Genomic DNA, 22,746 nt, shown 5'->3' on the forward strand with positions numbered 1-22,746 from the left:
ATAATTTTTATAACAGAACATGAAGACACGAGGGGCGGTGATCGGCATGGAGATGAAAAAAAACGAAGCGCAGGATCTTATGGCAGACCTGCTCGAGAATATGGATACCATTGTCTATGTCTGCGATGTCGAGACGCAGGAGCTCTTGTACGCGAACAAGGCAGCGCGGGTGCATAGCAAACGCCATGGCGATTACGCTGGCCATACCTGTTATGATTACATGTTTGGGCACAGCGGTCTCTGCGCGGACTGCCAGCTGCGCAAGATGAAGCTGGGAACGCGGCAGGAGCTGATCCGTCATGACATGCGCGACGATACGTATCTGAACATCGAGAAGAAGGGCGTCGATTGGCACGGGCGCCTGGCCTGTGCCCATTTCCTAAGCGATGTCACTGATCGCAAGCGCAATGAGAAGATCCTGGCTGCTGAGCATGAGATGGCTGCCAAGGCGGCATTCATCTCGAATGTCAGCCATGAGATGCGGACGCCGCTCAATGGCATCCTGGGCTTCACCGAGCTGGCCATGCGCACCAACGGGCAGAAGCGCGAGGAGTATCTGGAGAAGATCCGCACGACGGGCAGATTCATGCTGTCGCTTATCAATGAGACGCTGGACCTTAGCAAGATCGCCAGCGGCAAGCTGGAGATGGAGCCGGAGAACATCAACATCGACAGCCTGCTCGACACGGTGGTCGTGGCCGCCCATGCCAATGCCGAGATCAAGCAGGTCAATTTCCGCATCAAGCTCGAGAATATGCGGTTCCAGGATGTCTATATCGATCAGCTCAAGCTGCAGAAAGTGCTGATGAATCTATTGTCCAATGCCATCAAGTACACGCCGGCAGGCGGTACGGTGACGCTCTCGATGGAGGGACCGCTCGATTTCGGCGATGGCTATAATTGTCATATCATCGTAGCTGATAACGGCATTGGTATGGATGCGAACTTCCTGCCGAAGCTTTTCCAGCCGTTTGCGCAGGAGCGCACCAAGCTGACCCGCACGCTGGAGGGGACGGGGCTGGGCATGGCCATCGTCAAGCAGCTGGTGGAGGTGCTGGGCGGCCGTATCGATGTGGAGAGTGAGAAGAGCAAGGGGACGCGGTTCGATCTGTGGCTGACGCTGCCGCCAGGGCAGAAGCAGCAGCCGGGGACCGAAGTGCACATGCACAGCTATCCGCAGCTTGCAGGCAAGACGATCCTGCTCTGTGAGGATAATGAGATCAATCGGGAGCTCATGGAAAATCTCCTGCTGATGCAGAAGGCAAAGGTCATTGCAGTGGCCGATGGCCAGCAGGGCATCGAGGCCTTCGCCCAGTCGGCACTGGGCAGCATTGCTGCGGTGCTCATGGATATGCGCATGCCCATCATGGACGGCATCAAGGCGACGCGGGCCATCCGGGCGATGTCGCGCGCTGATGCCCAGCAGGTGCCGATCCTCGGGCTGTCAGGGGACGGCGAGATGGACGACCGGCAGCGGGCCAGGACAGCGGGCATGACGGACTATCTGCTCAAGCCTGTGGCTGTGCACGAGCTGTTTGGCCGCCTAAGTGAACTCATACAGGCAAGAGTGACGGGAAAATGAGAAAAGCAATAATAGTTGGATGGTGCAGTAGATGCTGACGGCAAGCGTATTTGTCAATATACCGGTAAAGAGCATAGCAAAAGCTTATACTTACAGCGTGCCAGCCGAGCTCTCCTTTCTGGAGGCCGGCTGGCGTGTTTTTGTGCCCTTTGGCGGGCGCAAGGTCGAGGGCTTTATCCTTGCGGTGGCGGATAAGGCGGAGACTGAGCTGGCGGGAATAAAACTGAAGCCCATCGAGGCAGCTATCGATGAGGAGTGCTGGTTCACGCCGGCGATGATCAAGGCGGCCAAGTGGCTGGCGGATTTTTATCTCTGCTCGCTGGCGGAGATGATGCGGCTGTTCATGCCGGGCAAGAGCGGGCTAAAGATATCGGTACAGTATGAGGCGGTGGAAGAGGAAGGCGGCCATATCCTGCTGCAGATGCCGATGTACCGTGTGGTCTATCAGTATCTGGCAGACCAGGGGCCCCAGGGGAGGAATGCGATCGCCAGAGCCCTGCCGGAGGTCAAGGAGGAATTGCCGTCCATCCTGGAAAAGCTTGTACAGTATAAGGTACTGCGCAAGGAGTATGCGGCCCAGAAGCGCGATAATGCCCGCTATGAGAAGCTCGTGGTGTTGACTTGTCAATTGACCGGTCAGATCCGGGAAGGATACAAGCGGAAAAAAGCCCAGCTCCATCTGCTGGAACTCTTGGCGGCCGCCCCTGAGCAGACGTTGGCGATGGCCGACCTCAAGGCGGCGAAGGTCTCTTCCGCGACGGTCAGGAATCTGGCAGAGGCTGGCCTTGCAGAGATCCGCCAGCGGCGCGTGCTGCGGGATAGCTATGGCGATGTGCAGGCCGACAGGCAGAGGGTCGAATTGACAGAGGAGCAGGCAGCAGCGGTGCGGGCTATGGAACCGGCGCTTTCTGCCCATGCGTATCAAGGCTTTCTGCTCAAGGGGGTCACGGGCAGCGGCAAGACACAGGTCTATATCGAGATGGCTGAGCGAGCGCGCAGGCTCGGACGGCAGGTCATCGTGCTGGTGCCAGAGATCGCTTTGACCGGTCAGGTCGTCACGGCGTTCAAGGCGTACTTCCCCGATGATATCGTCGTCATGCACAGCCGCCTGTCGCTGGCTGAGCGCAACGATGCCATCCTGCGCGTGCGCCGCGGCGGTGCGGGCATCATCATCGGTGCGCGTTCGGCGCTGTTCACGCCGGCGGAGGATGTCGGCCTTATCATCATGGATGAGGAGCAGGACATGTCCTACAAGCAGGACGAGTCGCCGCGCTATCATGCGCGCGTCGTGGCGGAAGAGCTCGCACATATCCATGGGGGCCTCCTGCTGCTCGGCAGTGCGACACCGTCGCTGGAGTCGTATCACCGAGCAAGGCAGGGCGAGCTTACCTTGCTGACGCTGACCAAGCGCATTGGCAACCTGCCTTTGCCGTTGGTCAAATGCGTGGACATGCGGCAGGAGCTGCGGCTGGGCAACCGCCATATCATGTCGCGCCCCTTGCAGCAGCTCATTGAGCAGACGATAGCGAAAAGGCAGCAGCTCATCATCATGCTCAATCGCCGCGGCTTTTCGACCTTTGTCATGTGCCGCTCTTGCGGCGAGGTCATCAAATGCAAGCTTTGCGGCCTGCCACTCGTCTATCATCAGGGCGTGGGAGGCAGGCCGGGGCGGCTCGCCTGCCATCACTGTGATGTGACGGAGCCCATCCCCGATACCTGCCCCAAATGCGGCAGCCGGTATATCAAATACTTTGGCTCGGGTACTGAGAAGCTCGAGCAGGAACTTCATCAGGTCGTGCCGTCAGCACGGGTCATCCGCATGGACCGCGATACGACGAATACGAAGTTTGCCCATCAGGAAATCTTGGCGAGATTCCGGCGGCAGGAGTACGACATCCTGCTCGGCACGCAGATGGTTGCCAAGGGGCACGATATCCCCAATGTCACGGCAGTCGGCATCATCAGCGCGGATTCGAGCCTCAATCTGCCGGACTTCCGGGCGGCCGAGCGCTGTTTCATGCTCATCACGCAGACCGCAGGCCGGGCCGGACGCCATACGGAACAGGGGCGCGTCATCATCCAGACGTACAATCCCGAGCACTATGCCGTGACCTGCGGCATCGTGCAGGATTACGAAGGCTTTTATGCGCAGGAGCTGAAGCTGCGGCAGCAGCTTTTCTATCCGCCGTACAGCCGGCTTGTCAAGCTCTTATACCAGAATGAGGATGAGCAGGCTGCCCGCAGCGGGGCAGCACAGCTGATCGCCGCTTTCCAGCAACAGTTCCGCGGCGACAAGCGCCAGCAGGCCATCGGCCCGTCGCCTGCGGTGATTGCGCGGCTGCGCGGCATTTATCGCTTTGTGGTGCTCATAAAGACGGCTGACCTTCCGGCGGTGCAGGCCTTCCTGCGTGCGCAGGGCCTTCACCTGCGCACCGATGTCGCCATCGACATCGACCCGATAACTATGCTATGAGATAGCGGGGGATGATAAAGTGACAAGGACGAAGATACAGGAAAAACTCTTTGCGCTGCAGGATGAAGGGTATCAGGCCTTCAGTGCCAAGCTGATCCCAACGGTAGCGCCGGCAAAGATCATCGGTGTGCGGACTCCGGCGCTGCGCCAGCTGGCCAAGGAGACCATGGCGGCAGGGGAGGCCGCGGGGTTTCTGGAGGCTCTGCCCCATCTGTACCATGAGGAAAACCAACTGCATGCGTTCATCCTGTCAGCGGAAAAGGATTTTGACCGATGCCTGGCTTATGTGGATGCGTTCTTGCCCTATGTGGATAACTGGGCTACCTGCGACCAGATGTCGCCGAAAGTGTTTTCCAAGCACCGGCCTGAACTGCTGCTGCAGATAAAGCGGTGGCTGGCTGCGGAGGATACCTATGCGGTGCGCTTTGCCATCGGCATGCTGATGGCCCATTTCCTTGACGAGGATTTTGACCGGTCATATTTGGCGATGACGGCACAGATCCGCTCCGAGGAGTATTATGTCAACATGATGATTGCCTGGTACTTTGCCACAGCTCTGGCCAAGCAGTATGAGGCTGCGCTGCCCTTTATCGAGGACAGGCGTCTGGCACTGTGGACGCATAACAAGGCCATCCAGAAGGCCTGCGAAAGCCGACGGGTAAGTGCCGTGCACAAAAAGCATCTGCGGACGCTGAAAATCAAAACCTTTTAGCCGGTTTGTATTTGTGGTATACTAGTAAGGTATTTTTTTATGCAAACAATTAACATCTATGGATGGTGAGAAAATGAAAGTTACTAAAGAAGACTTGCAGAACGTGGCCGTTCTTTCCCGCCTCGCGATTGCCGAGGAGCAGGAGGAGAAGTATCTGGGCCAGCTCGATAAGATCCTGACGTATATGGACAATCTGTCGGCACTTGACACGAAAGATGTCAAGCCGACCACCTATGCCCTGCCGATGCAGAACGTATTCCGTGAGGACGTGGTAAAAGAGTCTTTGGACCGTGAGGACGCTCTTGCCAACGCACCGCTCAAGGAAGACGGCTATTTCAAGGTACCGAAGGTACTCGAGGACTAAGCAGGGGAGGAACGAACGTGAGATTATATGAGAAACCGGCGCATGTCCTCCATGACATGCTCGTCAATAAAGAGATTACGGCCGTAGCGCTGACCGAAGATGTGCTGAAGCGCATCGATGAAGTCGAGGGCGATGTCAAAGCGTACCTGACCATCACCCGCGATGAGGCGCTGGCACAGGCTAAGGCTGTCGATGAAAAGATTGCCAAGGGCGAGGAGATTTCCTTCCTCGAAGGTATTCCGGGGGCAATCAAGGATAATATCTGCACCAAGGGCATCAAGACGACTTGTGCGTCGAAAATCCTCGAGCACTTCGTGCCGCCTTATGATGCAACGGCCATGACGAAGATCAAGGCACAGAATCCGGTCATCCTCGGCAAGCTCAACATGGATGAGTTCGCTATGGGCGGTTCGACGGAGAACTCCGCCTATCATCCGACCTGCAATCCGTGGAATACGGACTGCGTACCGGGCGGCTCCTCGGGCGGCAGTGCGGCAGCAGTTGCTGCTGGTACGTCCATCTGGGCGCTGGGCTCCGATACGGGTGGGTCGATTCGCCAGCCAGCATCCTTCTGCGGTGTTGTCGGTATGAAACCGACCTATGGCCGCGTTTCCCGCTATGGTCTCGTTGCCTATGCTTCGTCGCTGGACCAGATTGGCCCGCTGACGCGCGATGTTACGGACTGCGCCAATATCCTCAACATCATCTGCGGTCATGACGAGATGGACTCCACGTCGAGTGAGGCAGAGGTTCCCGATTTTACCAAGGCCCTCGTGGAGGACGTCAAAGGCCTGAAAATCGGTCTGCCGAAAGAGTATTTTGTCGATGGCATGGATCCGGAAGTCGAAAAGACCGTCCGGGCCGCTATCGAGAAATACAAAGAGCTGGGCGCAGAAATCGTCGAGATTTCGCTGCCGCATACGAAATATGCCATTTCGGCCTACTATCTGATTGCACCGGCTGAGGCGGCGACGAACCTCCAGCGCTACGATGGCGTAAGCTATGGCGAGCGCGTCGAGAGCGACGACCTGGTCGGCATGATGACGAAGACCCGTACGGAAAAATTCGGCGAAGAAGTCAAACGCCGCATTGTCATCGGCAACTACGCCCTGTCGGCTGGTTATTACGATGCCTACTACCTCAAAGCTATGAAAGTCCGCACGCTGGTACAGCAGGACTACAATGAGGCTTTCAAGAAAGTCGATGTCATCATGGCACCGACGGCACCGACGCCGGCCTTCAAGATTGGCGAGATGGTTTCGGATCCGCTGCAGATGTACCTGCAGGATGCCTGCACGGTTCCTTTGAACCTCGCTGGCCTGCCGGGCATGTCGATTCCGTGTGGTTACAGCAGCCAGGGGATGCCGATTGGCCTGCAGATCATCGGCAAGGCGCTCGATGAGGAAACCATCATCCGTGCTGCCTACACGTATGAGCAGAGCCAGAACTACCACAACGAGATGGCCAAGCTGGGAGGTAACAACTGATGAAATACGAAGCCGTAATCGGTCTTGAAATACATTGTGAACTGAAAACCAATACGAAAATCTTCTGTGGCTGTGCCACGACCTTCGGTGCGGATCAGAATACCCATGTCTGCCCGGTCTGCCTTGGCATGCCAGGCGTACTGCCGACCATCAACAAGCGCGTCGTAGAATTCGGTATCAAGGCTGGTCTTGCTACGAACTGCGAAATCAACAAGTACAGCAAGTTTGACCGCAAGAACTACTACTATCCGGACCTGCCGAAAAACTGGCAGACGTCTCAGTACGACCTGCCGATTGCTGAGCATGGCTGGGTCGATATCGATGTCGAGGGCAAGAAAAAACGCATCCGCCTGACGCGTATCCACATGGAGGAGGATGCGGGCAAGCTCGTTCACTCGGGAACGACCATCAAGGATTCGTCCTCGTCAAACGTTGACTACAACCGTACCGGTGTACCTCTCCTCGAGATTGTCTCCGAGCCGGATATGAGCTCGGCGGAAGAAGCGCGTGCCTACATGGAGAAAATCAAATCCATCATGGAGTACATCGATGTTTCCAACTGTCGCATGGAGGAGGGCAACCTGCGTGCTGACATCAACGTTTCCCTGCGTCCGGTCGGCTCCAAGGAGCTCGGCACCCGTACGGAGATGAAAAACATCAACTCCTTCAAGAACCTCGAAGATGCTATCAACTACGAGATTGAGCGTCAGGAAGAGGTCCTCGAGGATGGCGGCCATATCGTACAGGAAACCCGTACGTTTGACCCAGCTCGCGGCATCACGCTTTCCATGCGCAGCAAGGAAAACGCCCATGACTACCGCTACATGCCGGAGCCGGATCTGCCGCCAATCGTCACGAGTGAAGAAACTATCGAGAAATACCGCAGCGAACTGCCGGAACTGCCCGATGCCCGCCGTGCCCGTCTCGAAAGCGAATACGGTCTTTCGGATTACGATGCGGGCATCATCACGAGCTCGCGCGCTATGGCCGAGTACTTCGATGCAGTAATCGCTGAAGGCGCAGACCCGAAACTGGCTGCCAACTGGATTATGGGCGACCTGTCGAAGGAGCTCAACGCCGCTGGCCTTGATATCAGCCAGTCTCCGGTTGACGCGAAACGCCTGGGCGAAATGATCCAGCTCATCATGAAGGATACGATTTCTGGCAAGATTGCGAAGAAAGTCTTCAAGGAAATGCTGACGAATCCGGACAGCCCGGAAAAAATCGTCAAGGACAAGGGCCTCGTACAGATCACGGATACGAAGGCTATCGAAGGCATTGTCGATGAAGTCATCGCCAATAACCAGAAAGCCGTTGACGACTACAAGGGTGGCAACAAGAAAGCCATCGGCGCATTGGTCGGCCAGGTCATGAAGGCCTCGAAGGGCAAAGCCAACCCGCAGATGGTCAACAAGCTGCTGGCCGAGAAACTGAACTGACAGTAATTGAGAATAACAGCCTTCCCTGCGGGGAAGGCGTATTCTATTTCAGAAAGGAGAACACCATGCCAAGCACGAAAGAAAAAATGCCCGGAGAAAACTACTGCTTTGCCTGCGGGCCGGAAAATCCCATCGGCCTGCACCTCGATTTTCACTTCGAGGAAGATAAGTATGTGGCCGAAAAGACCCTGCCCCATGAATATCAGAGCTATGAAGGCGTTGTCCACGGCGGCATCATCACGACGATGCTTGACGAGGCCATGGGGGGCTATCTCTACTCTGGTGGCGAGCGCGCTGTGACGGCGCGTCTTGATGTGCGCTATCGCAAGACCACACCGGTCGGCGAGCACCTCGTGATCACCGGCTGGGAGGAATCGCGCCGCGGCAGCTTCGTCAATATGAAAGCGACGATTGCGCTGGCTGATGGCACGGTTACGGCCGAAGGCACAGCCAAGATGGCATTGGTGGACTGACTGGAGAAAACGAGGCGATATCATGAAGTATAAAGCGGCGATTTTTGACTTGGACGGCACCCTTATCGATTCCTTAGCGGATTTAGGGGACAGTGCCAATGAGATGCTGGCAAGCTATGGTTTTCCTGCCCATACCATCGAGGAATACCGGTATTTTGTCGGCAATGGCTCCCGCAAGCTCATCGAGCGCTGCCTGCCCAAGGACAAGGCGCAGGATGCTTCCTTTGTGGATGAGGCACTGGCGCGCTATAAGGCCTGCTATGAAAAGAATCTCGTCCACAAGACGAAATGCTATGCCGGTATTGACGAAATGCTGCAGGCTTTGCAGGAAAAAAACATCCCGCTGGGAATCTGCACGAATAAGCACCAGTCGGCGGCTGATGAAGTCTGCCAGAAACTGCTGGCCAAGCATTCCTTCGTGGAAATCATCGGCGACCGTCCGGGCCTGCCGCGCAAGCCGGACCCGCAAAAAGTGCTGGCAATTGCAGCCAAAATGGGCGTCAAGCCCGAAGAAGTCGCTTATTTCGGCGATACGAGCGTCGACATGGAAACCGCCCGCAACGCAGGCTTTTTGCCCGTTGGCGTAACCTGGGGCTTCCGCCCGCGGGAGGAGCTCGTGGAAACCGGCGCCAAAGTGCTCTTGGATAACCCTATGGAGCTGTTTGCGCAGTTGGAATTTTAAGCAAGATTGAAAGAAAGAGGAAACCATCGTAATGAGAAAACAAGTTCCCGTCGAAAAAGGAAAATCATACGAGATTGAAATCAAGACGCTCGGTACGAGTGGCGAAGGCGTAGGCCGCTATCAGGACTTTACGGTCTTTGTGCCCTATGCCCTGCCGGGGGAGAAAGTCCTGGCGGTCATTGACGAAGTCAAAAAGACCTACGCCAAGGGCCATGTGAAAGAAATCCTCACCAAGAGCGCCGACCGCGTCGAGCCTATCTGCAGCATCTACGACAAATGCGGCGGCTGCCAGCTTCAGCATCTGGAGTATATAGCGCAGCTCAAGGCGAAACGCCAGCAGGTCATCGATGCCGTTACGCGTATCGGCAAGCAGCCGGATCTTTTCGTTGAGCCGACCATCGGTGCGGCAACGCCGTGGAATTACCGCAACAAGATGCAGTTCCCCATTGGCCGTGAAAAGGGCAAGACCATCATTGGCTGTTTTGCCCAGGGCAGCCATGAAATCATCGATACCACCGATTGCCATATCCAGAAAGACGGCAACAACGAAGTGGTCAATGCGGTGCGCGAAATCGTCACGAAACTCAATATCCCCGTTTACAACGAGGACAAGCATACCGGCGTCCTGCGCCATGTGGTCGGCCGCGTGGGCAAAAAAGGCGATATTATGGTCGTCATCGTAACGGCTACGAAGAATATGCCGCGGGAAAAAGAATTCGTCAAGATGCTGCGGGTGAAACTGCCGAAGGTCGTCAGCATCCATCAGAATATCCAGACCTATCACAACAACGTTATCATGGGACGCGATACGAAACTCCTCTGGGGCCGCCCGACCATCCAGGATAGCATCGGCCGCCTGAACTTCCATATCTCGCCGCGATCCTTCTTCCAGGTCAATACGGCCCAGGCAGAGGTGCTCTATAACAAGGCCCTGGAATTTGCCAATTTGACCGGTCAGGAAACGGTCATCGATGCTTACTGCGGCACGGGAACGATAACCCTGTTCCTTGCCCAGAAGGCCAGAAGCGTCATCGGTATCGAAATCGTGAAACCAGCTATCCTCGATGCCCAGAAAAACGCGCGGGACAACAACGTGCGCAACGCTGAATTCATCGTTGGCGACGCGACCCAGGTCATGCCACGGCTCTATAAGCAGGGCGTAAGAGCCGATGTCGTAGTCGTCGACCCGCCGCGTGCCGGCTGCACGCCGACGGTGCTGGAGACCTTTGCCAACATGCAGCCAGACCGCATCGTCTACGTCTCCTGCAACCCTGCCAGCCTAGCCCGCGATATCGCCCTCCTGGACGAACTCGGCTACAAAGCCGAAAAAGTCCAGCCTGTGGATATGTTTCCGTGCACTTCGCACGTCGAAAGCGTCTGCCTGCTGACGCGGAAAGAGAAGATGGCGGAATAAACGATAGCGGAAAGCTGCTCAGCGGTATGGGCGTATAGCTGCGCCGCTGGTTCATTGCTGAAAAGCCTGTGTTCCTATCAGAAACGATAGGAACATAGGCTTTTTTTCTTGAGGAGAGTAACACTTTCTGAAGTACAGGGATAGAAAGAACAGAAGCTTGAGATAGCAAGCTGCCGAACATGATTTTCAGTAATAAGTTTTTTCAATGTTGCATAGGCATATCGATATTGAAATAATTTAAGAGTATGAATATTTATGCCGATAAAGTCATAAAAGAGAAGAAAATCAGTGAAAGTGTAGGGAGCAAGAGGAGAAAATCATTATGAAAAAACGTATCTTGGTTTTGGTAGTAGTTATGATGATGGCTCTGTCGGGGCTGTGCATGGCGCATATGACTGGCGGCAGCATCAATGGTCTGGTCAATACGGATGATGGACAGAAAGTTGCTATCTTTACCGCTGAAGGCTATTCGGTGGCAACGGTTTTGGAATACCCTGTCGACTATCCGCTGGAAGACCATGATGTCATCGAAGCGGTTAATGGATACCTGACGCAGACTGGCCGTTTGCGGATCAAAGATATGCATAACGGTTCCAGCCGCATCATCGTTCAGATTGAGGGCGTGAACCTGTCTGAGACCGAGGCTATGAGCTGGCTGGCACATGGCGGCAAATTCTATTGATGAGATATGAACGTTTCCTTCCCTTGTGCAGTTGAGCTGCTTACAGGGGAAGTTTTTTGTGTTCTGAAAAAATGATTAGCTCAAGAGGGGAATAAAGATTTTCCATAGCTTGATGTGTTAATATATAATAGGTGGTAAGCCAATATTTTTTCGGTTTGGGGAACGTCAAACTGAAGTTTTACCTCTGGTGAAATTTGAACCATAGCGTTTAGTTTTAGAAATTGATGGTGATGGCATATGTACGAATTGGATTGGCAACATTTTTCAGCTACGGATTTTGCTGATCTGCAGACGCGGCTGCGGGAGGCTTGGCAGGAGATTTTGCCGGGCGGGGAGTATTATGGGCAGATCCGCATCTGTGATGTTTGCTATGATATTCAGGCGGAATGGCTGGCTTGCGGCCAGGGGGAAGACATCTTTGTGACGATGAGCCCGTTTTTTCCGCATGATTTGGCATCTGCTGAGGAACCGTATCAGGAAATGGTCGAGGGGATGCCTTTTGATACGGCGGATGATGCAAGTATTGTCTATGCGAGAGAAGATTTCCTGGCGCTCAGCTATCTGCGTTTCTGTGACGATGCCACACAGAAAATCCAGCAGATGCTCCAAAAGGCTGTATTTGCCAAGGCCTTGGCACAGAATACGGATTTTTGGGAGCGGCATGATGAAAAGCTGTGGCAGAAAAGAGGTCGGTTGAATGAGTGATATCGGGAAGATGCTTATTGGCATGGGCATATTGCTGGTCGTGGTCGGAGGAATCCTGCATTTTGGCGGTAAATTCCTGCCCCTGGGAAAACTGCCCGGTGATATCAGTATCACGGGCGAACATGGTTCTTTCTATTTTCCTGTGGTGACTTGCATTATCATCAGCATTGTGCTGAGTGTGGTAGCAAATTTGTTTCATCGATAAAAAAGAGATTTCGTTAGTGGGCTTGTAAAAGCTGCTAGCGAAATTTTTTTTATCGATGAAGTTGGAGAAGTAAGAGGGGGTGCAAGGGGGCTCGGTTTTGATTTGGATGCGTTGCTAGCATTGATCAATTGCAGGCTGGGGGATAATGGCTTGCCGGCAATAAAGCAGTTCGCAGAAATAAGCAAGGCAGAAGCGAGGGTATTGTTTGTATTGTTGGGAACGATGTTAGAGTATGCTGGGTATAGGGAAGAAGCAAATCGGTATTATCATATGCTCGCTGCTGTGACATGCCCAATCTGTAAGCAGCGGTTTGTCCTGGCAGATCGCTGGGGGGGGGACAGGCCTGTGCTCGGAAACAAGGATTTTGGGCGTGCAGGAAGATAAAATCAGGGGTAAATGCAGGAGAAATCAAGACGAATCGAGAATTAATCAGAAAGCATTCGCCGGAGGAGGGGGATTTTGATGAATATCTTGGTTTGTATCAAACAAGTTCCGGGGTCGAACAAGGTGGAGGTAGATCCGGTGACAGGCGTGTTGAAACGCAACAGTGCCGATGCCAAGCTGAATCCTTATGACCTGTATGCGCTGGAAACGGGGCTGCGGCTGCGAGAGCAGTATGGCGGCTCAGTCAGTGTACTCACCATGGGACCGCCGCAAGCGAAGGCGATACTCTACGAAGCCTTTGCGATGGGTGCTGACCGTGGCTGCCTCATCACAGACCGCAAGTTCGGCGGTGCAGATGTGCTGGCTACCAGCTATACCCTGTCCCAGGGCATCAAGCGGTTTGGCGATTTCGATCTGATTCTCTGCGGCTTGCAGACTACGGATGGAGATACTGCGCAGGTGGGCCCTGAGCTATCGGAGCAGCTGGACATCCCCTGTGTCTGCAATGTGCGGCAGATAAAGGAAGTCCAGGGTCAAACCATCTGTGTGGAGATGGAAATGTCTGAGGATATGGAAGCCTTGCAGGTTGCTTTTCCCTGTCTGCTGACGGTACAAAAAGATATTTACGAGCCTCGCCTGCCTTCGTATAAAAAAGCAAAGGAAACCCGCGAGCGGACGGTTGAGATGTATACGCTGACGGATATGGCGGATACGGATGAACACCACTATGGGTTGGATGGCTCGCCGACACAAGTGCAGCGGATCTTCCCGCCTGAGGTGCATAAGGCACAGGAAACCTGGCAGGGAACCGGCCAGGAGCTGGCAGATCGCCTGCATCAGCTTTTGAAGCAGCAGAAGTTCATCGTCTAGGAGGCGCGCTATGGGAAAATTAGTCATCCATTCCGATAAGATCCAGGATATCAAGGCCTTAGTGGCTATCTGTCCCTTCGGTGCCATGCAGGAGCAAGGTGGCAGTGTGGAGATCACAGCTGCCTGCCGTTTGTGCAAGCTTTGTGTGAAAAAGGGCGGCGGTGCTGTTGAATTCGTGGAGGAAGAACAGCAGGCAAGCATCGATAAGAGCAAGTGGCAGGGCATCGCCGTGTATATCGATCATGTAGATGGTCGGGTGCATCCGGTGTCCTATGAGCTTTTGGGCAAGGCACGGGAGCTGGCCGATAAGATCCAGCAGGAAGTGCTGGCCTTGTTCATGGGGGAGAATATCGGTGCAGCGGCCGAGGAACTGCGCCATTATGGTGCGGACCGGATATTTGTCTGTGACAAGCCTGCTCTGGCGAAATTCAATATGGAACCCTATGCCAATGTCTTTGCGCAGTTCATCCGGCAGGTGAAACCTGCCGCTATCCTGGTCGGAGCGACACCAGTGGGACGGCAGCTGGCTCCGCGGGTGGCCGCACGCTTCCATACGGGACTGACTGCTGACTGCACTGTGCTGGATATCCGCGAGAACACCGACCTGGTGCAGATCCGTCCAGCCTTTGGCGGCAATATCATGGCGGAGATCCTCACGCCCAACAACCGCCCGCAGATGGCTACTGTCCGCTACAAGATCATGGATGCGCCGCAGCGCAGTGAGGCGGCCCGCGGGCGCATAGAAACCTTGGCGGTGGACGATGCTGCGCTGGTATCCCGGATTGCCGTGCTGGGCATTACGAAAAAGCCCAAGGAAAAGAGCATCGAGCAGGCCGATGTGCTTGTGGTGGCAGGCCGTGGCATCAAGAAGAAAGAGGACTTGTCCTTGGTTTATGATCTGGCAGAGGCATTGGGGGGCGACTTTGCCTGCACGCGGCCGCTGATCGAGAATGGCTGGTTGGATCCTCGGCGGCAGATTGGCTTGTCCGGGCGCACAGTGCGGCCGAAGCTCATCATCACCTGCGGGGTTTCTGGAGCAATCCAGTTCGTGGCGGGGATGGACCACGCCGAGGAGATCGTTGCCATCAATAGCGATCCCAAAGCGCCGATTTTCAAGGTGGCAAATTATGCAGTGGTGGGAGATCTATATGAGATTGTGCCACGGCTCATTGCCGATATCCAGCAGGGGAGGGAGCGCGCATGACGGAGTATAAACAGGTGACCGAGGAAGACCTGGCAGTGCTGGCTGGTTTTGTGGACCGGGAGCGGCTGCTCTTCGGGGACGAAATCAATGAGGAGTACAGCCATGATGAGCTGGCCAGCGAGCGTGTCTATCCCTCGCTGGTGGCACGGGTGACATCGACGGCGGAAGTATCAAAGCTCATGGCCTATGCCAATGAGCATCATATCGCGGTCACGCCGCGTGGAGCAGGTACGGGGCTCGTGGGAGCCGCTGTGGCGGTGGAACGTGGTCTCATGATTGACACCACCCTGATGAATCATGTGCTGGAGCTCGATGAGGAGAACCTGACCTTGACGGTGGAGCCGGGCATGCTGCTGATGGAACTGCGCAGTTATGTTGAGGAGCGGGGCTTCTACTATCCTCCTGATCCGGGAGAGAAATCTGCGACCATCGGTGGCAATATCAGCACCAATGCTGGCGGCATGACGGCGGTGAAGTACGGGGTGACCCGCGACTATGTGCGCGGTTTGGAGGTAGTGTTGGCCGATGGCACGGTTCTCCAGCTGGGGGGCAAGGTGGTGAAAAACAGTTCGGGCTACGATCTGAAGGACATGATCGTTGGCTCGGAGGGCACCTTGGCCTTCGTGACCAAGGCCATATTGAAGCTCCTGCCCTTGCCCAAAAAGAATGTGAGCCTGCTCGTGCCTTTCCCTACGCTGGAGCAGGCCATCGGCACGGTGCCATTGATCATCAAGTCCAAGGCGGTGCCTACCGCCATCGAATTCATGGAGCGGGAGGTGATCCTGGATGCGGAGGAATTCCTCGGGCGGAAATTCCCCGACAATCAGGCCGATGCCTACCTGCTGCTGAAATTCGATGGCAATACGATGGAGGAGATTGCTTCGTATTACGATGATACGGCGCAGATCTGCCTGGATCAGGGAGCCATCGACATCCTTATCGCCGATACCGAGGAACGCAGTGCGCCGGTCTGGAAAACGCGCGGTGCCTTCCTGGAAGCCATCAAGGCATCGACCAGCATGATGGATGAAGTGGATGTGGTAGTGCCCCGCAGCCGGGTCAACGACTTTGTGGAATTTGTCCATCAGCTGCGTCAAGACATCGGCATCCGCATCAAGTCCTTCGGCCATGCGGGAGATGGCAATCTCCATGTCTATATCCTGCGGGATGACCTGTCCGATGAAAAGTGGCGGGAGCTCATGCGGCTGGCGATGAAGCGCATGTATGCCAAGGCGCGGGAGCTGCAGGGACAGGTATCGGGGGAGCATGGCATCGGCCTGGTAAAGCGCCCCTATCTGAAGGAATCCCTGCCGGAAGCGAGCCTGGTGCTGATGCGGGGCATCAAGCAGGTCTTCGATCCGAATAATATTCTCAATCCACATAAGGTATGCCAGATGTGAGATATGGTATACTATATCTGTCGATGTTTTTGTATGGTCTGGCTGCAGCGGGTGCTGCAGGCTGGAAACCGTGGAATTGGAGGTATTACGGATGAAAGAATTGATTTGCAAACCCATAGGCTATATACAGTCTCCTTATAAGACCCGCGAAACGACGCCGAAAAGCGGGGATGAGTACCCGGAGCAGGAAGCTGTGATGGAGATTTCCGAGGAGTATGCAGCAGCCATGGCTGACATGGAGGCTGGGAAATCCTATGAGGTGCTGTTCTGGTTCGACAAGGTCAGCGATGTGAAGCTGACGGTTCCTTACCGGGGCGTCGGCCCGATGATGGGAATCTTCTCCACCCATGCGCCATATCGTCCAAATCCAATCGGGGCGTCGGTCGTGAAGGTGACGAAAATCGAAGGCAGCCGTGTATATTTCACAGGCGTGGATATGATGGATGGAACGCCGGTGCTGGATATAAAGCCTGCGGATAACTGAGGGAAGCGGGGCGTGATATCAAAGGGGCATGGTGCAAAAAACTTAGGACATAAGCAGGATTTTTGGCTAGTCGTAGGGAAATCAATAGCTAGGAAGAGTGTATATTTCTGTGAGGAGGAAACGCACATCATGAAAGATTTGCATCGAGCCGTAGATGCTATGCATCATCCCTATCAGTATTCAGATCTGGAGTTGGAGCGCGCCCTTGAAGCAATCCAGGAAAGTCCTCTGAAACAATTCTATAAGGAATATTACAAGAATCTCTACAAACGCATCCTGGAGTGCAAAAAGAAAAATCAGAGTGCAGTCGGAGAGCTGGGCTATTTTGGTGGCTGAAGAATGACAGAATAAAAGACAAGCGTGATTAGCAGTAAGGTAAGCGCGCTTGTCTTTTTTTGCAGATGAAAGGATGGATAGCATGAACAAAGTATATTGTTATAGCAGATGCTCGACCTGTCAGAAGGCATTGAAGTGGCTGGATGCGCATGGAGTGGCGTATGAGCTGGTGGATATCAAGGCGGATCATCCCTCGGAAGAAGACCTGCGCAGGTATCATGAGCAGAGCGGGCTGCCGCTGAAACGGTTCTTCAATACCAGCGGGCAGTTGTACCGCCAGCTGGAGTTGGCAAAGAAGCTGCCGGCGATGCCGGAGGCAGAGCAGTTCAAGCTGTTGGCCTCTGATGGCATGCTGGTAAAACGGCCGCTGGTCATAGCAGGGGCGAAGGTCCTCACGGGATTCAAGGAACCGGAGTGGGAAAGGGTATTCTTGAACGGCAGCCGATAACTGCTATAATGAAAGTAGTCAAAATTAGTCATTCGGTTAGCAGGAATTGAGGGTTGAAGATGAAGATATATTTTGCTGGTTCCATCCGTGGCGGCCGACAGGATGCGGAGCTTTACCGCAAGGTCATAGCCGTCCTGAAGGAAAACCATCAGGTGCTCACGGAGCATGTGGGGGACTTGAGCCTGTCCACGGTGGAAGATAAAGGCGATAAGGCCATCTATGAGCAGGATACGGCCTGGCTCAGGGAATGTGATGTGGTAGTGGCTGAATGCACGCAGGTATCGCTGGGGGTGGGCTATGAGCTGGCCTATGCGGAGGCTCATGACAAGGAGGTCCACATCTTCTATCGCCCGCAGGCGGCGCAGCTGTCGGCGATGTTGGCGGGAAATGAAAGGTTCCATATTCATCGTTATGCCGAGGAAGAAGAGCTGCTGGCGCAGATAAGAACCTTGTGGGGTTGAGAAAGCCGGAAGGGAAATGTGAGGAGGTAGGCGTTATGACAAGGATAAGGACAGAGCTGGGCGATATTACTGCCAAGCATTATGCCGAGGCGATCGTCAATGCTGCCAATGAAAGTCTGCTGGGCGGTGGTGGCGTCGATGGTGCGATACATAGGGCTGCAGGGCCGGAGCTCCTGGCTGAGTGCCGGACACTTCATGGCTGCAAGACCGGGCAGGCAAAAATCACGAAGGCCTACCAGCTCCCTTGCGATTATGTCATCCATACGGTCGGTCCCGTCTGGCATGGCGGCAGCCAGGGCGAGGAAAAGCTATTGGCGGATTGTTATCGCCACTCGTTGGCACTGGCCATGGAGCATGGTATCCATAGTGTGGCGTTTCCTTCGATATCCACGGGGGTCTATTCGTATCCGGTCCAGCAGGCGGCCGCGATTGCCGTGCGGACCGTCCGGGAATTCGTGGCCGGACACCCGCAGGCCTTTGCGGAAATCCTCTGGGTACTGTTCGATGCGCGGACCAAATTGGTCTATGATGGGGAGATTTACTGATGCGGATAGTACTTCTCTTTTTACCGGGAAGCTGCTGGGGGACGAGCGTATTATCGAGCATGGAAAGCAGACAGGGAATCTGCTGTAGGAATAGAAAACCTCCCAGGAAGATGATGCATGCAGCTTGTTGCTGGCATGATTGCTTCCTTGGGAGGTTTTCTATCTGTCAGAGATAGGCGTCGTATTTTCCTGCATTGAAGTCGCAGGCTTCGGTGATGAAGTTGCAGTCGACCAGCAGGCTTTCGATTTTTTCTCGATGCTGATTGGCCTTATGCAGTCTGGCCAGCTCCTTGATATCGTCGTCGGTGAAGCACCAGCCGATGTCCATGGAGAGGTCTTCCCCCTCTTCGACGGAGGCCAGGGCGGCTGACCAATCCTGGCGGATCTCTTCGTCACGTTCTTTTGTCATAAAATGTCCTCCTGTTCGCAATAGAAATGTGTTTGGTTCTAGGATAGCAGGCAATTTTTAAAGACAGCTTATCAATATTTCAGAGAATCATTAGGGTTATATTTTTTGTCAGAGGCCAGTAAGGCCAGATTTCCAGTTGCTATGGGAATCTGGCCTTTTGTTATATTTTCATTCTGGTTATTTTTATATAGTCAGTTTAGCGCTATCCTAAGGGTGTTCCGTTCATTTATGGATAACGCAAAGGAGACTTGGCAATGGCAGAGAAAACAGAAAGTATGGGCAATCGTTATGAACTCAATAAGAATTTGGCGCAGATGCTCAAGGGCGGCGTGATTATGGATGTTACGACGCCGGAGCAGGCAAAGATTGCGGAGGAGGCAGGTGCCTGCGCCGTTATGGCGCTGGAGCGTATCCCTGCTGATATCCGCGCGGCAGGCGGTGTGGCCCGCATGAGCGATCCGGCGATGATCCGTGGCATCCAGGAGGCCGTGAGTATCCCCGTCATGGCCAAGTGCCGCATTGGTCATATCGTCGAGGCGCAGCTGCTGCAGGCCATCGAAATCGACTATATCGATGAGAGTGAGGTCTTGTCCCCGGCAGACGATGTCTATCATATCGACAAGCGGAAGTTTGCCGTGCCCTTTGTCTGCGGTGCCCGTGACCTTGGCGAGGCCCTGCGCCGTATCAGCGAGGGTGCGGCAATGATCCGCACGAAGGGGGAGCCGGGAACCGGCGATGTGGTGCAGGCTGTGCACCACATGCGGAAAATCAATCAGCAAATGGCGGCCATCGCTTCCCTGCGGGAGGATGAACTTTTCGAAGCGGCTAAAAAGTATCAGGTCCCCTATGATCTGGTGGCCTACGTGCATGAACATAAAAAACTGCCGGTGGTCAATTTCGCTGCGGGCGGCGTGGCGACCCCGGCTGATGCGGCTTTGATGATGCAGCTGGGCGCGGAAGGCGTGTTTGTCGGTTCGGGGATCTTCAAGTCGGGGAATCCGGCCAAGCGGGCGGCAGCTATCGTGCAGGCAGTCACCAATTACGAGGATGCAGGGCTCATCGCAAGGCTTTCGGAAAATCTCGGCGAGGCCATGGTGGGCATCAATGCCGATGAGATCGAGCTGCTCATGGCGGAGCGTGGCAGATAAAGAGGGAGAGGAGGTTGGACAAAATGACGATTGGCATTCTAGCCTTGCAGGGGGCCTTTGCTGAGCACGAGGCAATGCTGGAAGCACTGGCGGCAGATTACCGGGAAATCCGTCAGCGCAAGGATTTGACCGATGATCTCGCTGGCATAATCCTTCCAGGTGGCGAAAGTACCGTACAGAGCAAGCTCCTGCATGAGTTGGGGCTGTTTGAACCGTTGCGGCAGAAAATCCTCCAAGGGCTGCCCGTGCTGGCGACTTGTGCAGGACTTATCCTGCTGGCCCAGGAGGTCAGCAATGATGAGCCTTCGATGGCAACCCTTCCCGTACGGGTACGGCGCAATGCCTATGGCAGGCAGTTGGGCAGTTTTGCGAGGGCTGGTGATGTGGCCGATTTGAGGGGATTTCCGCTGCGGTTCATCCGCGCTCCCTATATCGAAGCATGTCTTGACAAGAAGGTGCAGGTGCTGAACGAGACGGAAGGACATATCACAGCGGTGCGATATCACAATCAGCTGGCCATGGCTTTCCATCCGGAGCTGACCCGTGACCTGCGGATCCATTCCTTTTTCCTGGATATGGTGGCGAAACGCAAAGAGCTTGCGCTGGGCGCATAAAAGAAGCTGGCTGTTGGCCAGCTTTTTTTCGTGGAAACAGGCAAGAGATGATATAATTAGGGAAAGACGAAGTATCAGCGTATGAATAGAAAGCAGGATAGGAAAGACAATGGCGTATTTCTATGTGTTTATTGGCGGCGGCCTGGGGGCCGTGTGCCGTTATGGCGTGACGACGACGGTGGGTATGCTGCTCGGGGGGATGTTTCCCTGGGGAACGCTTGTTGTCAATCTGGTGGGAAGTCTGCTGATGGGGTTGGTGCTCGGGGGATTATTGCCACTGGCCAAGTCCTTGCAGCTGCTGCCCGAATCGCTGCGGTTGCTCTTGACCGTAGGGTTCCTGGGGGGCTTTACGACGTTTTCGTCCTTCAGCATGGAGACGCTGACGCTGCTGCGGGGCGATAGTTTTTTCCTGGCGGCGGTCAATGTGGTGGGCAGTATTGTGCTGGGATTGACGGCAGCTTATATCGGCTATCAGTTGGCGATGGTATTTCAGCGCTGAGGGAGAGTTTCTATGGATGTAATAGATTTTTCGGCGGCCCGCCAGCGGCGGCTGGCGGCGACGGCGCGGACCAAGGCCGGGCCTCAGGCGCGGTTTGCTGCCATGCAGGAGGCGCTTAGCCAGGATGAGCTGACGGCTATGGGGCGCATTGTCCAGCAGCATGCCCTGCGGCTGGCCTATCGCATCGTGGCCGCAAGCCCTGTATGGGGGAAGCCCGAAGAAGCGGAGCCGTTGCGGGTTTGGACAGAGCTGGAGGCAGTGGTGCCGGTGTTAGCGGATTTGATCATGGCGGAAAGCTATATGCCAGCGGCGGTACGCATGGCAGGCACGCGTCTGACCGCCAATGAGGTCGGCCTATGGGCTGCGCGCCGTATGGTGCTCGACTATCTGCTGATATTGATTGACGACAACAGCCGCCCTGACGATTGGCTCGATATCCGCGACAGGGAACCACTGCGCAATGTATTTGCGTATTTAGGCTATGCGATGGATTGACTTACAGGAGAGAAGGTGAGGAAATGACGAAGGCATATGATGAGGAACTGCGCGCGAAACTATTGGGCAAGAACGGCCGGAAATTACCAGCCCTTTGGCTGACAGCGTTACGGGAGGCGCCATTTTCCTATTCCTACAAATTGACAGAGCCAGACGAGCTCGCAAGTAGTGTGGGGCAGCTCCACAAACGGGCGGAATGGGCAGCCTTTTGGAAGCAGTCAAAGGAGCCTTGGCGAGTCGAAACCGCCAATCGCAAGCCCAAAGGCTTGGGGATTCAGCATGATTATCCCGTGAGGATTCACTTTGATGCGGCAATTGATGTTCTTCGTTATTTAGGCGAGGCCAAGAAGTTCTGGTTGTTTTGTCAGCGGGTGGAGAAAATCAAGGCGGATTATCCTGCGGTGTTACCGGCTTGTATCATGGAACGCGATAAAATTTTGGCGGATGAACCTATGACGGCAGCGATTTACCAAACTGCCAGGTATTTTGCGGGCACGCCCAAGACCAATTGTTATTTGCGGGAGCTTGATATTCCTTATGTGGATACGAAGTTTATCGAAGACAATCCAAAACTCACGGCCGCAGTGTTTTTTGCGGTACGTCCGGAGTTCACTGGCAAGACCTTCGACGATTTTTGCCAGGCGCTGTCCCTTACGAAATCGGCGCCCTCACCAAACATCTATGTGCGTTCCCTCGATGCCCGCAAGACCTTTGCGGGGCTGCGGGAAATTGTTGTCACGTCACAGCAGTTGGCAAAGCTTGATTTGACTTTTGCCCGCGTGTTCATAACCGAAAATAAAATCAATGGCTATGTGTTCCCTGAGGTGGAAGATGGTTTGATTTTGTTTGGGGCAGGCAATGGCATCCTGAGTGATTTGCAGGAAATCCCCTGGCTGAAAAAGCAGTCCACCTTATGGTATTGGGGTGATATGGACCGCAATGGTTTTGCGATCTTAGCGCGGGTGCGGCAGAAGTATCCGCAGGTAAAATCCTTTTTGATGGCGAAGGATATAGCGGCAAGGTATCGTCATTTTATGGTGGCGGATACGGGAAATGAACTGGCAATGCCGGATGCGTTGACAGGGGAGGAACAGGCCTGCTGGCAATATTTGACTTGTCAGCCAGCGGCAGCCAATCGTTTGGAGCAGGAAAAGGTTCCTTCGTTTGAGGTAAGGGCAGCTTTAAAGCGGTTGCTTGGCCAGGAAGGCGGCAAATAAGCGGAAGCGGTTAG

General features: G+C 54.7%; 26 protein-coding genes. 25 read left to right on the forward strand and 1 reads right to left on the reverse strand.

Going from position 1 to position 22,746, the window contains the following annotated elements; all coding sequences use genetic code 11:
• The first annotated feature begins 46 nt into the window (after positions 1-46).
• From FZ041_RS02345 to FZ041_RS02440, 20 genes are all read left to right on the forward strand, one after another.
• On the forward strand, positions 47-1,582 hold the full coding sequence (locus FZ041_RS02345) for a PAS domain-containing hybrid sensor histidine kinase/response regulator (RefSeq protein WP_187626278.1): 1,536 nt from the start codon (positions 47-49) through the stop codon (positions 1,580-1,582).
• Between the two features lie 31 nt (positions 1,583-1,613).
• Positions 1,614-4,055 (forward strand): replication restart helicase PriA, encoded by a 2,442-nt coding sequence (gene priA, locus FZ041_RS02350; RefSeq protein ID WP_149188372.1) that lies wholly within the window; start codon positions 1,614-1,616, stop codon positions 4,053-4,055.
• A gap of 19 nt (positions 4,056-4,074) precedes the next feature.
• Complete coding sequence (locus FZ041_RS02355; protein WP_149188373.1) at positions 4,075-4,767, forward strand: DNA alkylation repair protein; 693 nt, start codon at positions 4,075-4,077, stop codon at positions 4,765-4,767.
• A 73-nt stretch (positions 4,768-4,840) separates the two neighbouring features.
• On the forward strand, positions 4,841-5,131 hold the full coding sequence (gene gatC / locus FZ041_RS02360; protein ID WP_149188374.1) for an Asp-tRNA(Asn)/Glu-tRNA(Gln) amidotransferase subunit GatC: 291 nt from the start codon (positions 4,841-4,843) through the stop codon (positions 5,129-5,131).
• Positions 5,132-5,148: 17 nt separating this feature from the next.
• Positions 5,149-6,618 carry an Asp-tRNA(Asn)/Glu-tRNA(Gln) amidotransferase subunit GatA gene (gene gatA, locus FZ041_RS02365; RefSeq protein ID WP_149188375.1) on the forward strand — a complete coding sequence of 490 codons (1,470 nt, stop codon included), beginning with the start codon at positions 5,149-5,151 and terminating at the stop codon, positions 6,616-6,618.
• Complete coding sequence (gatB, locus tag FZ041_RS02370) at positions 6,618-8,057, forward strand: Asp-tRNA(Asn)/Glu-tRNA(Gln) amidotransferase subunit GatB (RefSeq protein WP_149188376.1); 1,440 nt, start codon at positions 6,618-6,620, stop codon at positions 8,055-8,057. The genes gatA and gatB overlap by 1 nt, the downstream gene beginning before the upstream one ends.
• A gap of 65 nt (positions 8,058-8,122) precedes the next feature.
• Positions 8,123-8,530: a PaaI family thioesterase gene (locus FZ041_RS02375; RefSeq protein ID WP_187626279.1), complete on the forward strand. Its 408-nt coding sequence runs from the start codon at positions 8,123-8,125 to the stop codon at positions 8,528-8,530.
• A 22-nt stretch (positions 8,531-8,552) separates the two neighbouring features.
• Complete coding sequence (locus FZ041_RS02380; protein WP_149188377.1) at positions 8,553-9,212, forward strand: HAD family hydrolase; 660 nt, start codon at positions 8,553-8,555, stop codon at positions 9,210-9,212.
• A gap of 31 nt (positions 9,213-9,243) precedes the next feature.
• Positions 9,244-10,626, forward strand: a complete 1,383-nt coding sequence (gene rlmD, locus FZ041_RS02385; protein ID WP_149188378.1) for a 23S rRNA (uracil(1939)-C(5))-methyltransferase RlmD — start codon at positions 9,244-9,246, stop codon at positions 10,624-10,626.
• 322 nt (positions 10,627-10,948) lie between these two features.
• Positions 10,949-11,308 (forward strand): hypothetical protein, encoded by a 360-nt coding sequence (locus FZ041_RS02390; protein ID WP_149188379.1) that lies wholly within the window; start codon positions 10,949-10,951, stop codon positions 11,306-11,308.
• A 237-nt stretch (positions 11,309-11,545) separates the two neighbouring features.
• Positions 11,546-12,013: a hypothetical protein gene (locus FZ041_RS02395; protein ID WP_149188380.1), complete on the forward strand. Its 468-nt coding sequence runs from the start codon at positions 11,546-11,548 to the stop codon at positions 12,011-12,013.
• On the forward strand, positions 12,006-12,218 hold the full coding sequence (locus FZ041_RS02400) for a DUF2905 domain-containing protein (protein WP_187626280.1): 213 nt from the start codon (positions 12,006-12,008) through the stop codon (positions 12,216-12,218). Before FZ041_RS02395 ends, FZ041_RS02400 begins: the two co-directional genes overlap by 8 nt.
• Before the next feature lie 462 nt (positions 12,219-12,680).
• The gene (locus FZ041_RS02405; RefSeq protein WP_149188381.1) at positions 12,681-13,472 is read left to right on the forward strand and encodes an electron transfer flavoprotein subunit beta/FixA family protein; all 792 of its coding nucleotides are present in this window, start codon (positions 12,681-12,683) and stop codon (positions 13,470-13,472) included.
• Positions 13,473-13,482: 10 nt separating this feature from the next.
• Positions 13,483-14,676: an electron transfer flavoprotein subunit alpha/FixB family protein gene (locus tag FZ041_RS02410; RefSeq protein WP_149188382.1), complete on the forward strand. Its 1,194-nt coding sequence runs from the start codon at positions 13,483-13,485 to the stop codon at positions 14,674-14,676.
• Positions 14,673-16,076, forward strand: a complete 1,404-nt coding sequence (locus tag FZ041_RS02415; RefSeq protein ID WP_149188383.1) for an FAD-binding oxidoreductase — start codon at positions 14,673-14,675, stop codon at positions 16,074-16,076. The genes FZ041_RS02410 and FZ041_RS02415 overlap by 4 nt, the downstream gene beginning before the upstream one ends.
• A 91-nt stretch (positions 16,077-16,167) precedes the next feature.
• The gene (gene tsaA, locus FZ041_RS02420; protein ID WP_075441575.1) at positions 16,168-16,560 is read left to right on the forward strand and encodes a tRNA (N6-threonylcarbamoyladenosine(37)-N6)-methyltransferase TrmO; all 393 of its coding nucleotides are present in this window, start codon (positions 16,168-16,170) and stop codon (positions 16,558-16,560) included.
• Between the two features lie 129 nt (positions 16,561-16,689).
• The gene (locus FZ041_RS02425; protein WP_075441577.1) at positions 16,690-16,896 is read left to right on the forward strand and encodes a hypothetical protein; all 207 of its coding nucleotides are present in this window, start codon (positions 16,690-16,692) and stop codon (positions 16,894-16,896) included.
• Positions 16,897-16,978: 82 nt separating this feature from the next.
• Positions 16,979-17,344, forward strand: a complete 366-nt coding sequence (locus FZ041_RS02430) for an arsenate reductase family protein (protein ID WP_149188384.1) — start codon at positions 16,979-16,981, stop codon at positions 17,342-17,344.
• 59 nt (positions 17,345-17,403) lie between these two features.
• Entirely contained in the window at positions 17,404-17,805 is a 402-nt protein-coding gene (locus FZ041_RS02435; RefSeq protein WP_075441649.1) for a nucleoside 2-deoxyribosyltransferase, read from the forward strand.
• Positions 17,806-17,840: 35 nt separating this feature from the next.
• The gene (locus tag FZ041_RS02440; RefSeq protein WP_033169572.1) at positions 17,841-18,350 is read left to right on the forward strand and encodes an O-acetyl-ADP-ribose deacetylase; all 510 of its coding nucleotides are present in this window, start codon (positions 17,841-17,843) and stop codon (positions 18,348-18,350) included.
• Positions 18,351-18,516: 166 nt separating this feature from the next.
• On the opposite strand, the gene FZ041_RS02445 is transcribed toward FZ041_RS02440, so the two are convergent.
• Positions 18,517-18,759, reverse strand: a complete 243-nt coding sequence (locus FZ041_RS02445) for a hypothetical protein (RefSeq protein ID WP_033169553.1) — start codon at positions 18,757-18,759, stop codon at positions 18,517-18,519.
• Positions 18,760-19,034: 275 nt separating this feature from the next.
• On the opposite strand from FZ041_RS02445, the gene pdxS reads away from it, so the two are divergent.
• The 5 genes from pdxS to FZ041_RS02470 all read left to right on the forward strand — a co-directional run bounded on the left by pdxS (position 19,035) and on the right by FZ041_RS02470 (position 22,732).
• Positions 19,035-19,907 (forward strand): pyridoxal 5'-phosphate synthase lyase subunit PdxS, encoded by an 873-nt coding sequence (gene pdxS, locus FZ041_RS02450; RefSeq protein WP_033169711.1) that lies wholly within the window; start codon positions 19,035-19,037, stop codon positions 19,905-19,907.
• A gap of 23 nt (positions 19,908-19,930) precedes the next feature.
• Positions 19,931-20,521, forward strand: coding sequence for a pyridoxal 5'-phosphate synthase glutaminase subunit PdxT (gene pdxT, locus FZ041_RS02455; RefSeq protein WP_149188385.1), 591 nt, complete (start codon positions 19,931-19,933; stop codon positions 20,519-20,521).
• A gap of 109 nt (positions 20,522-20,630) precedes the next feature.
• Positions 20,631-21,020: a fluoride efflux transporter CrcB gene (crcB, locus tag FZ041_RS02460; protein ID WP_149188386.1), complete on the forward strand. Its 390-nt coding sequence runs from the start codon at positions 20,631-20,633 to the stop codon at positions 21,018-21,020.
• Between the two features lie 12 nt (positions 21,021-21,032).
• Positions 21,033-21,515: a hypothetical protein gene (locus tag FZ041_RS02465; RefSeq protein ID WP_149188387.1), complete on the forward strand. Its 483-nt coding sequence runs from the start codon at positions 21,033-21,035 to the stop codon at positions 21,513-21,515.
• A gap of 23 nt (positions 21,516-21,538) precedes the next feature.
• Positions 21,539-22,732 (forward strand): DUF3322 and DUF2220 domain-containing protein, encoded by a 1,194-nt coding sequence (locus FZ041_RS02470; RefSeq protein WP_149188388.1) that lies wholly within the window; start codon positions 21,539-21,541, stop codon positions 22,730-22,732.
• The last annotated feature ends 14 nt before the right edge of the window (positions 22,733-22,746 follow it).

The organism is Pseudoselenomonas caprae (assembly GCF_008271345.1).
Classification (GTDB): Bacteria; Bacillota; Negativicutes; order Selenomonadales; family Selenomonadaceae; genus Selenomonas_A; species Selenomonas_A caprae.

Excerpts from the sequence above, each read along its gene's own strand:
- gatC (WP_149188374.1), top strand. The coding sequence starts at position 4,841 with ATGAAAGTTACTAAAGAAGACTTGCAGAACGTGGCCGTTCTTTCCCGC.
- FZ041_RS02405 (WP_149188381.1), top strand. The coding sequence starts at position 12,681 with ATGAATATCTTGGTTTGTATCAAACAAGTTCCGGGGTCGAACAAGGTG.
- FZ041_RS02415 (WP_149188383.1), top strand. The coding sequence starts at position 14,673 with ATGACGGAGTATAAACAGGTGACCGAGGAAGACCTGGCAGTGCTGGCT.
- FZ041_RS02380 (WP_149188377.1), top strand. The coding sequence starts at position 8,553 with ATGAAGTATAAAGCGGCGATTTTTGACTTGGACGGCACCCTTATCGAT.
- FZ041_RS02400 (WP_187626280.1), top strand. The coding sequence starts at position 12,006 with ATGAGTGATATCGGGAAGATGCTTATTGGCATGGGCATATTGCTGGTC.
- FZ041_RS02470 (WP_149188388.1), top strand. The coding sequence starts at position 21,539 with ATGACGAAGGCATATGATGAGGAACTGCGCGCGAAACTATTGGGCAAG.
- FZ041_RS02410 (WP_149188382.1), top strand. The coding sequence starts at position 13,483 with ATGGGAAAATTAGTCATCCATTCCGATAAGATCCAGGATATCAAGGCC.
- tsaA (WP_075441575.1), top strand. The coding sequence starts at position 16,168 with ATGAAAGAATTGATTTGCAAACCCATAGGCTATATACAGTCTCCTTAT.
- FZ041_RS02425 (WP_075441577.1), top strand. The coding sequence starts at position 16,690 with ATGAAAGATTTGCATCGAGCCGTAGATGCTATGCATCATCCCTATCAG.
- FZ041_RS02375 (WP_187626279.1), top strand. The coding sequence starts at position 8,123 with ATGCCAAGCACGAAAGAAAAAATGCCCGGAGAAAACTACTGCTTTGCC.
- gatB (WP_149188376.1), top strand. The coding sequence starts at position 6,618 with ATGAAATACGAAGCCGTAATCGGTCTTGAAATACATTGTGAACTGAAA.
- pdxT (WP_149188385.1), top strand. The coding sequence starts at position 19,931 with ATGACGATTGGCATTCTAGCCTTGCAGGGGGCCTTTGCTGAGCACGAG.
- crcB (WP_149188386.1), top strand. The coding sequence starts at position 20,631 with ATGGCGTATTTCTATGTGTTTATTGGCGGCGGCCTGGGGGCCGTGTGC.
- FZ041_RS02435 (WP_075441649.1), top strand. The coding sequence starts at position 17,404 with ATGAAGATATATTTTGCTGGTTCCATCCGTGGCGGCCGACAGGATGCG.
- FZ041_RS02445 (WP_033169553.1), bottom strand. The coding sequence starts at position 18,759 with ATGACAAAAGAACGTGACGAAGAGATCCGCCAGGATTGGTCAGCCGCC.
- FZ041_RS02440 (WP_033169572.1), top strand. The coding sequence starts at position 17,841 with ATGACAAGGATAAGGACAGAGCTGGGCGATATTACTGCCAAGCATTAT.
- pdxS (WP_033169711.1), top strand. The coding sequence starts at position 19,035 with ATGGGCAATCGTTATGAACTCAATAAGAATTTGGCGCAGATGCTCAAG.
- FZ041_RS02465 (WP_149188387.1), top strand. The coding sequence starts at position 21,033 with ATGGATGTAATAGATTTTTCGGCGGCCCGCCAGCGGCGGCTGGCGGCG.
- FZ041_RS02390 (WP_149188379.1), top strand. The coding sequence starts at position 10,949 with ATGAAAAAACGTATCTTGGTTTTGGTAGTAGTTATGATGATGGCTCTG.
- FZ041_RS02395 (WP_149188380.1), top strand. The coding sequence starts at position 11,546 with ATGTACGAATTGGATTGGCAACATTTTTCAGCTACGGATTTTGCTGAT.
- priA (WP_149188372.1), top strand. The coding sequence starts at position 1,614 with ATGCTGACGGCAAGCGTATTTGTCAATATACCGGTAAAGAGCATAGCA.
- FZ041_RS02430 (WP_149188384.1), top strand. The coding sequence starts at position 16,979 with ATGAACAAAGTATATTGTTATAGCAGATGCTCGACCTGTCAGAAGGCA.
- FZ041_RS02345 (WP_187626278.1), top strand. The coding sequence starts at position 47 with ATGGAGATGAAAAAAAACGAAGCGCAGGATCTTATGGCAGACCTGCTC.
- rlmD (WP_149188378.1), top strand. The coding sequence starts at position 9,244 with ATGAGAAAACAAGTTCCCGTCGAAAAAGGAAAATCATACGAGATTGAA.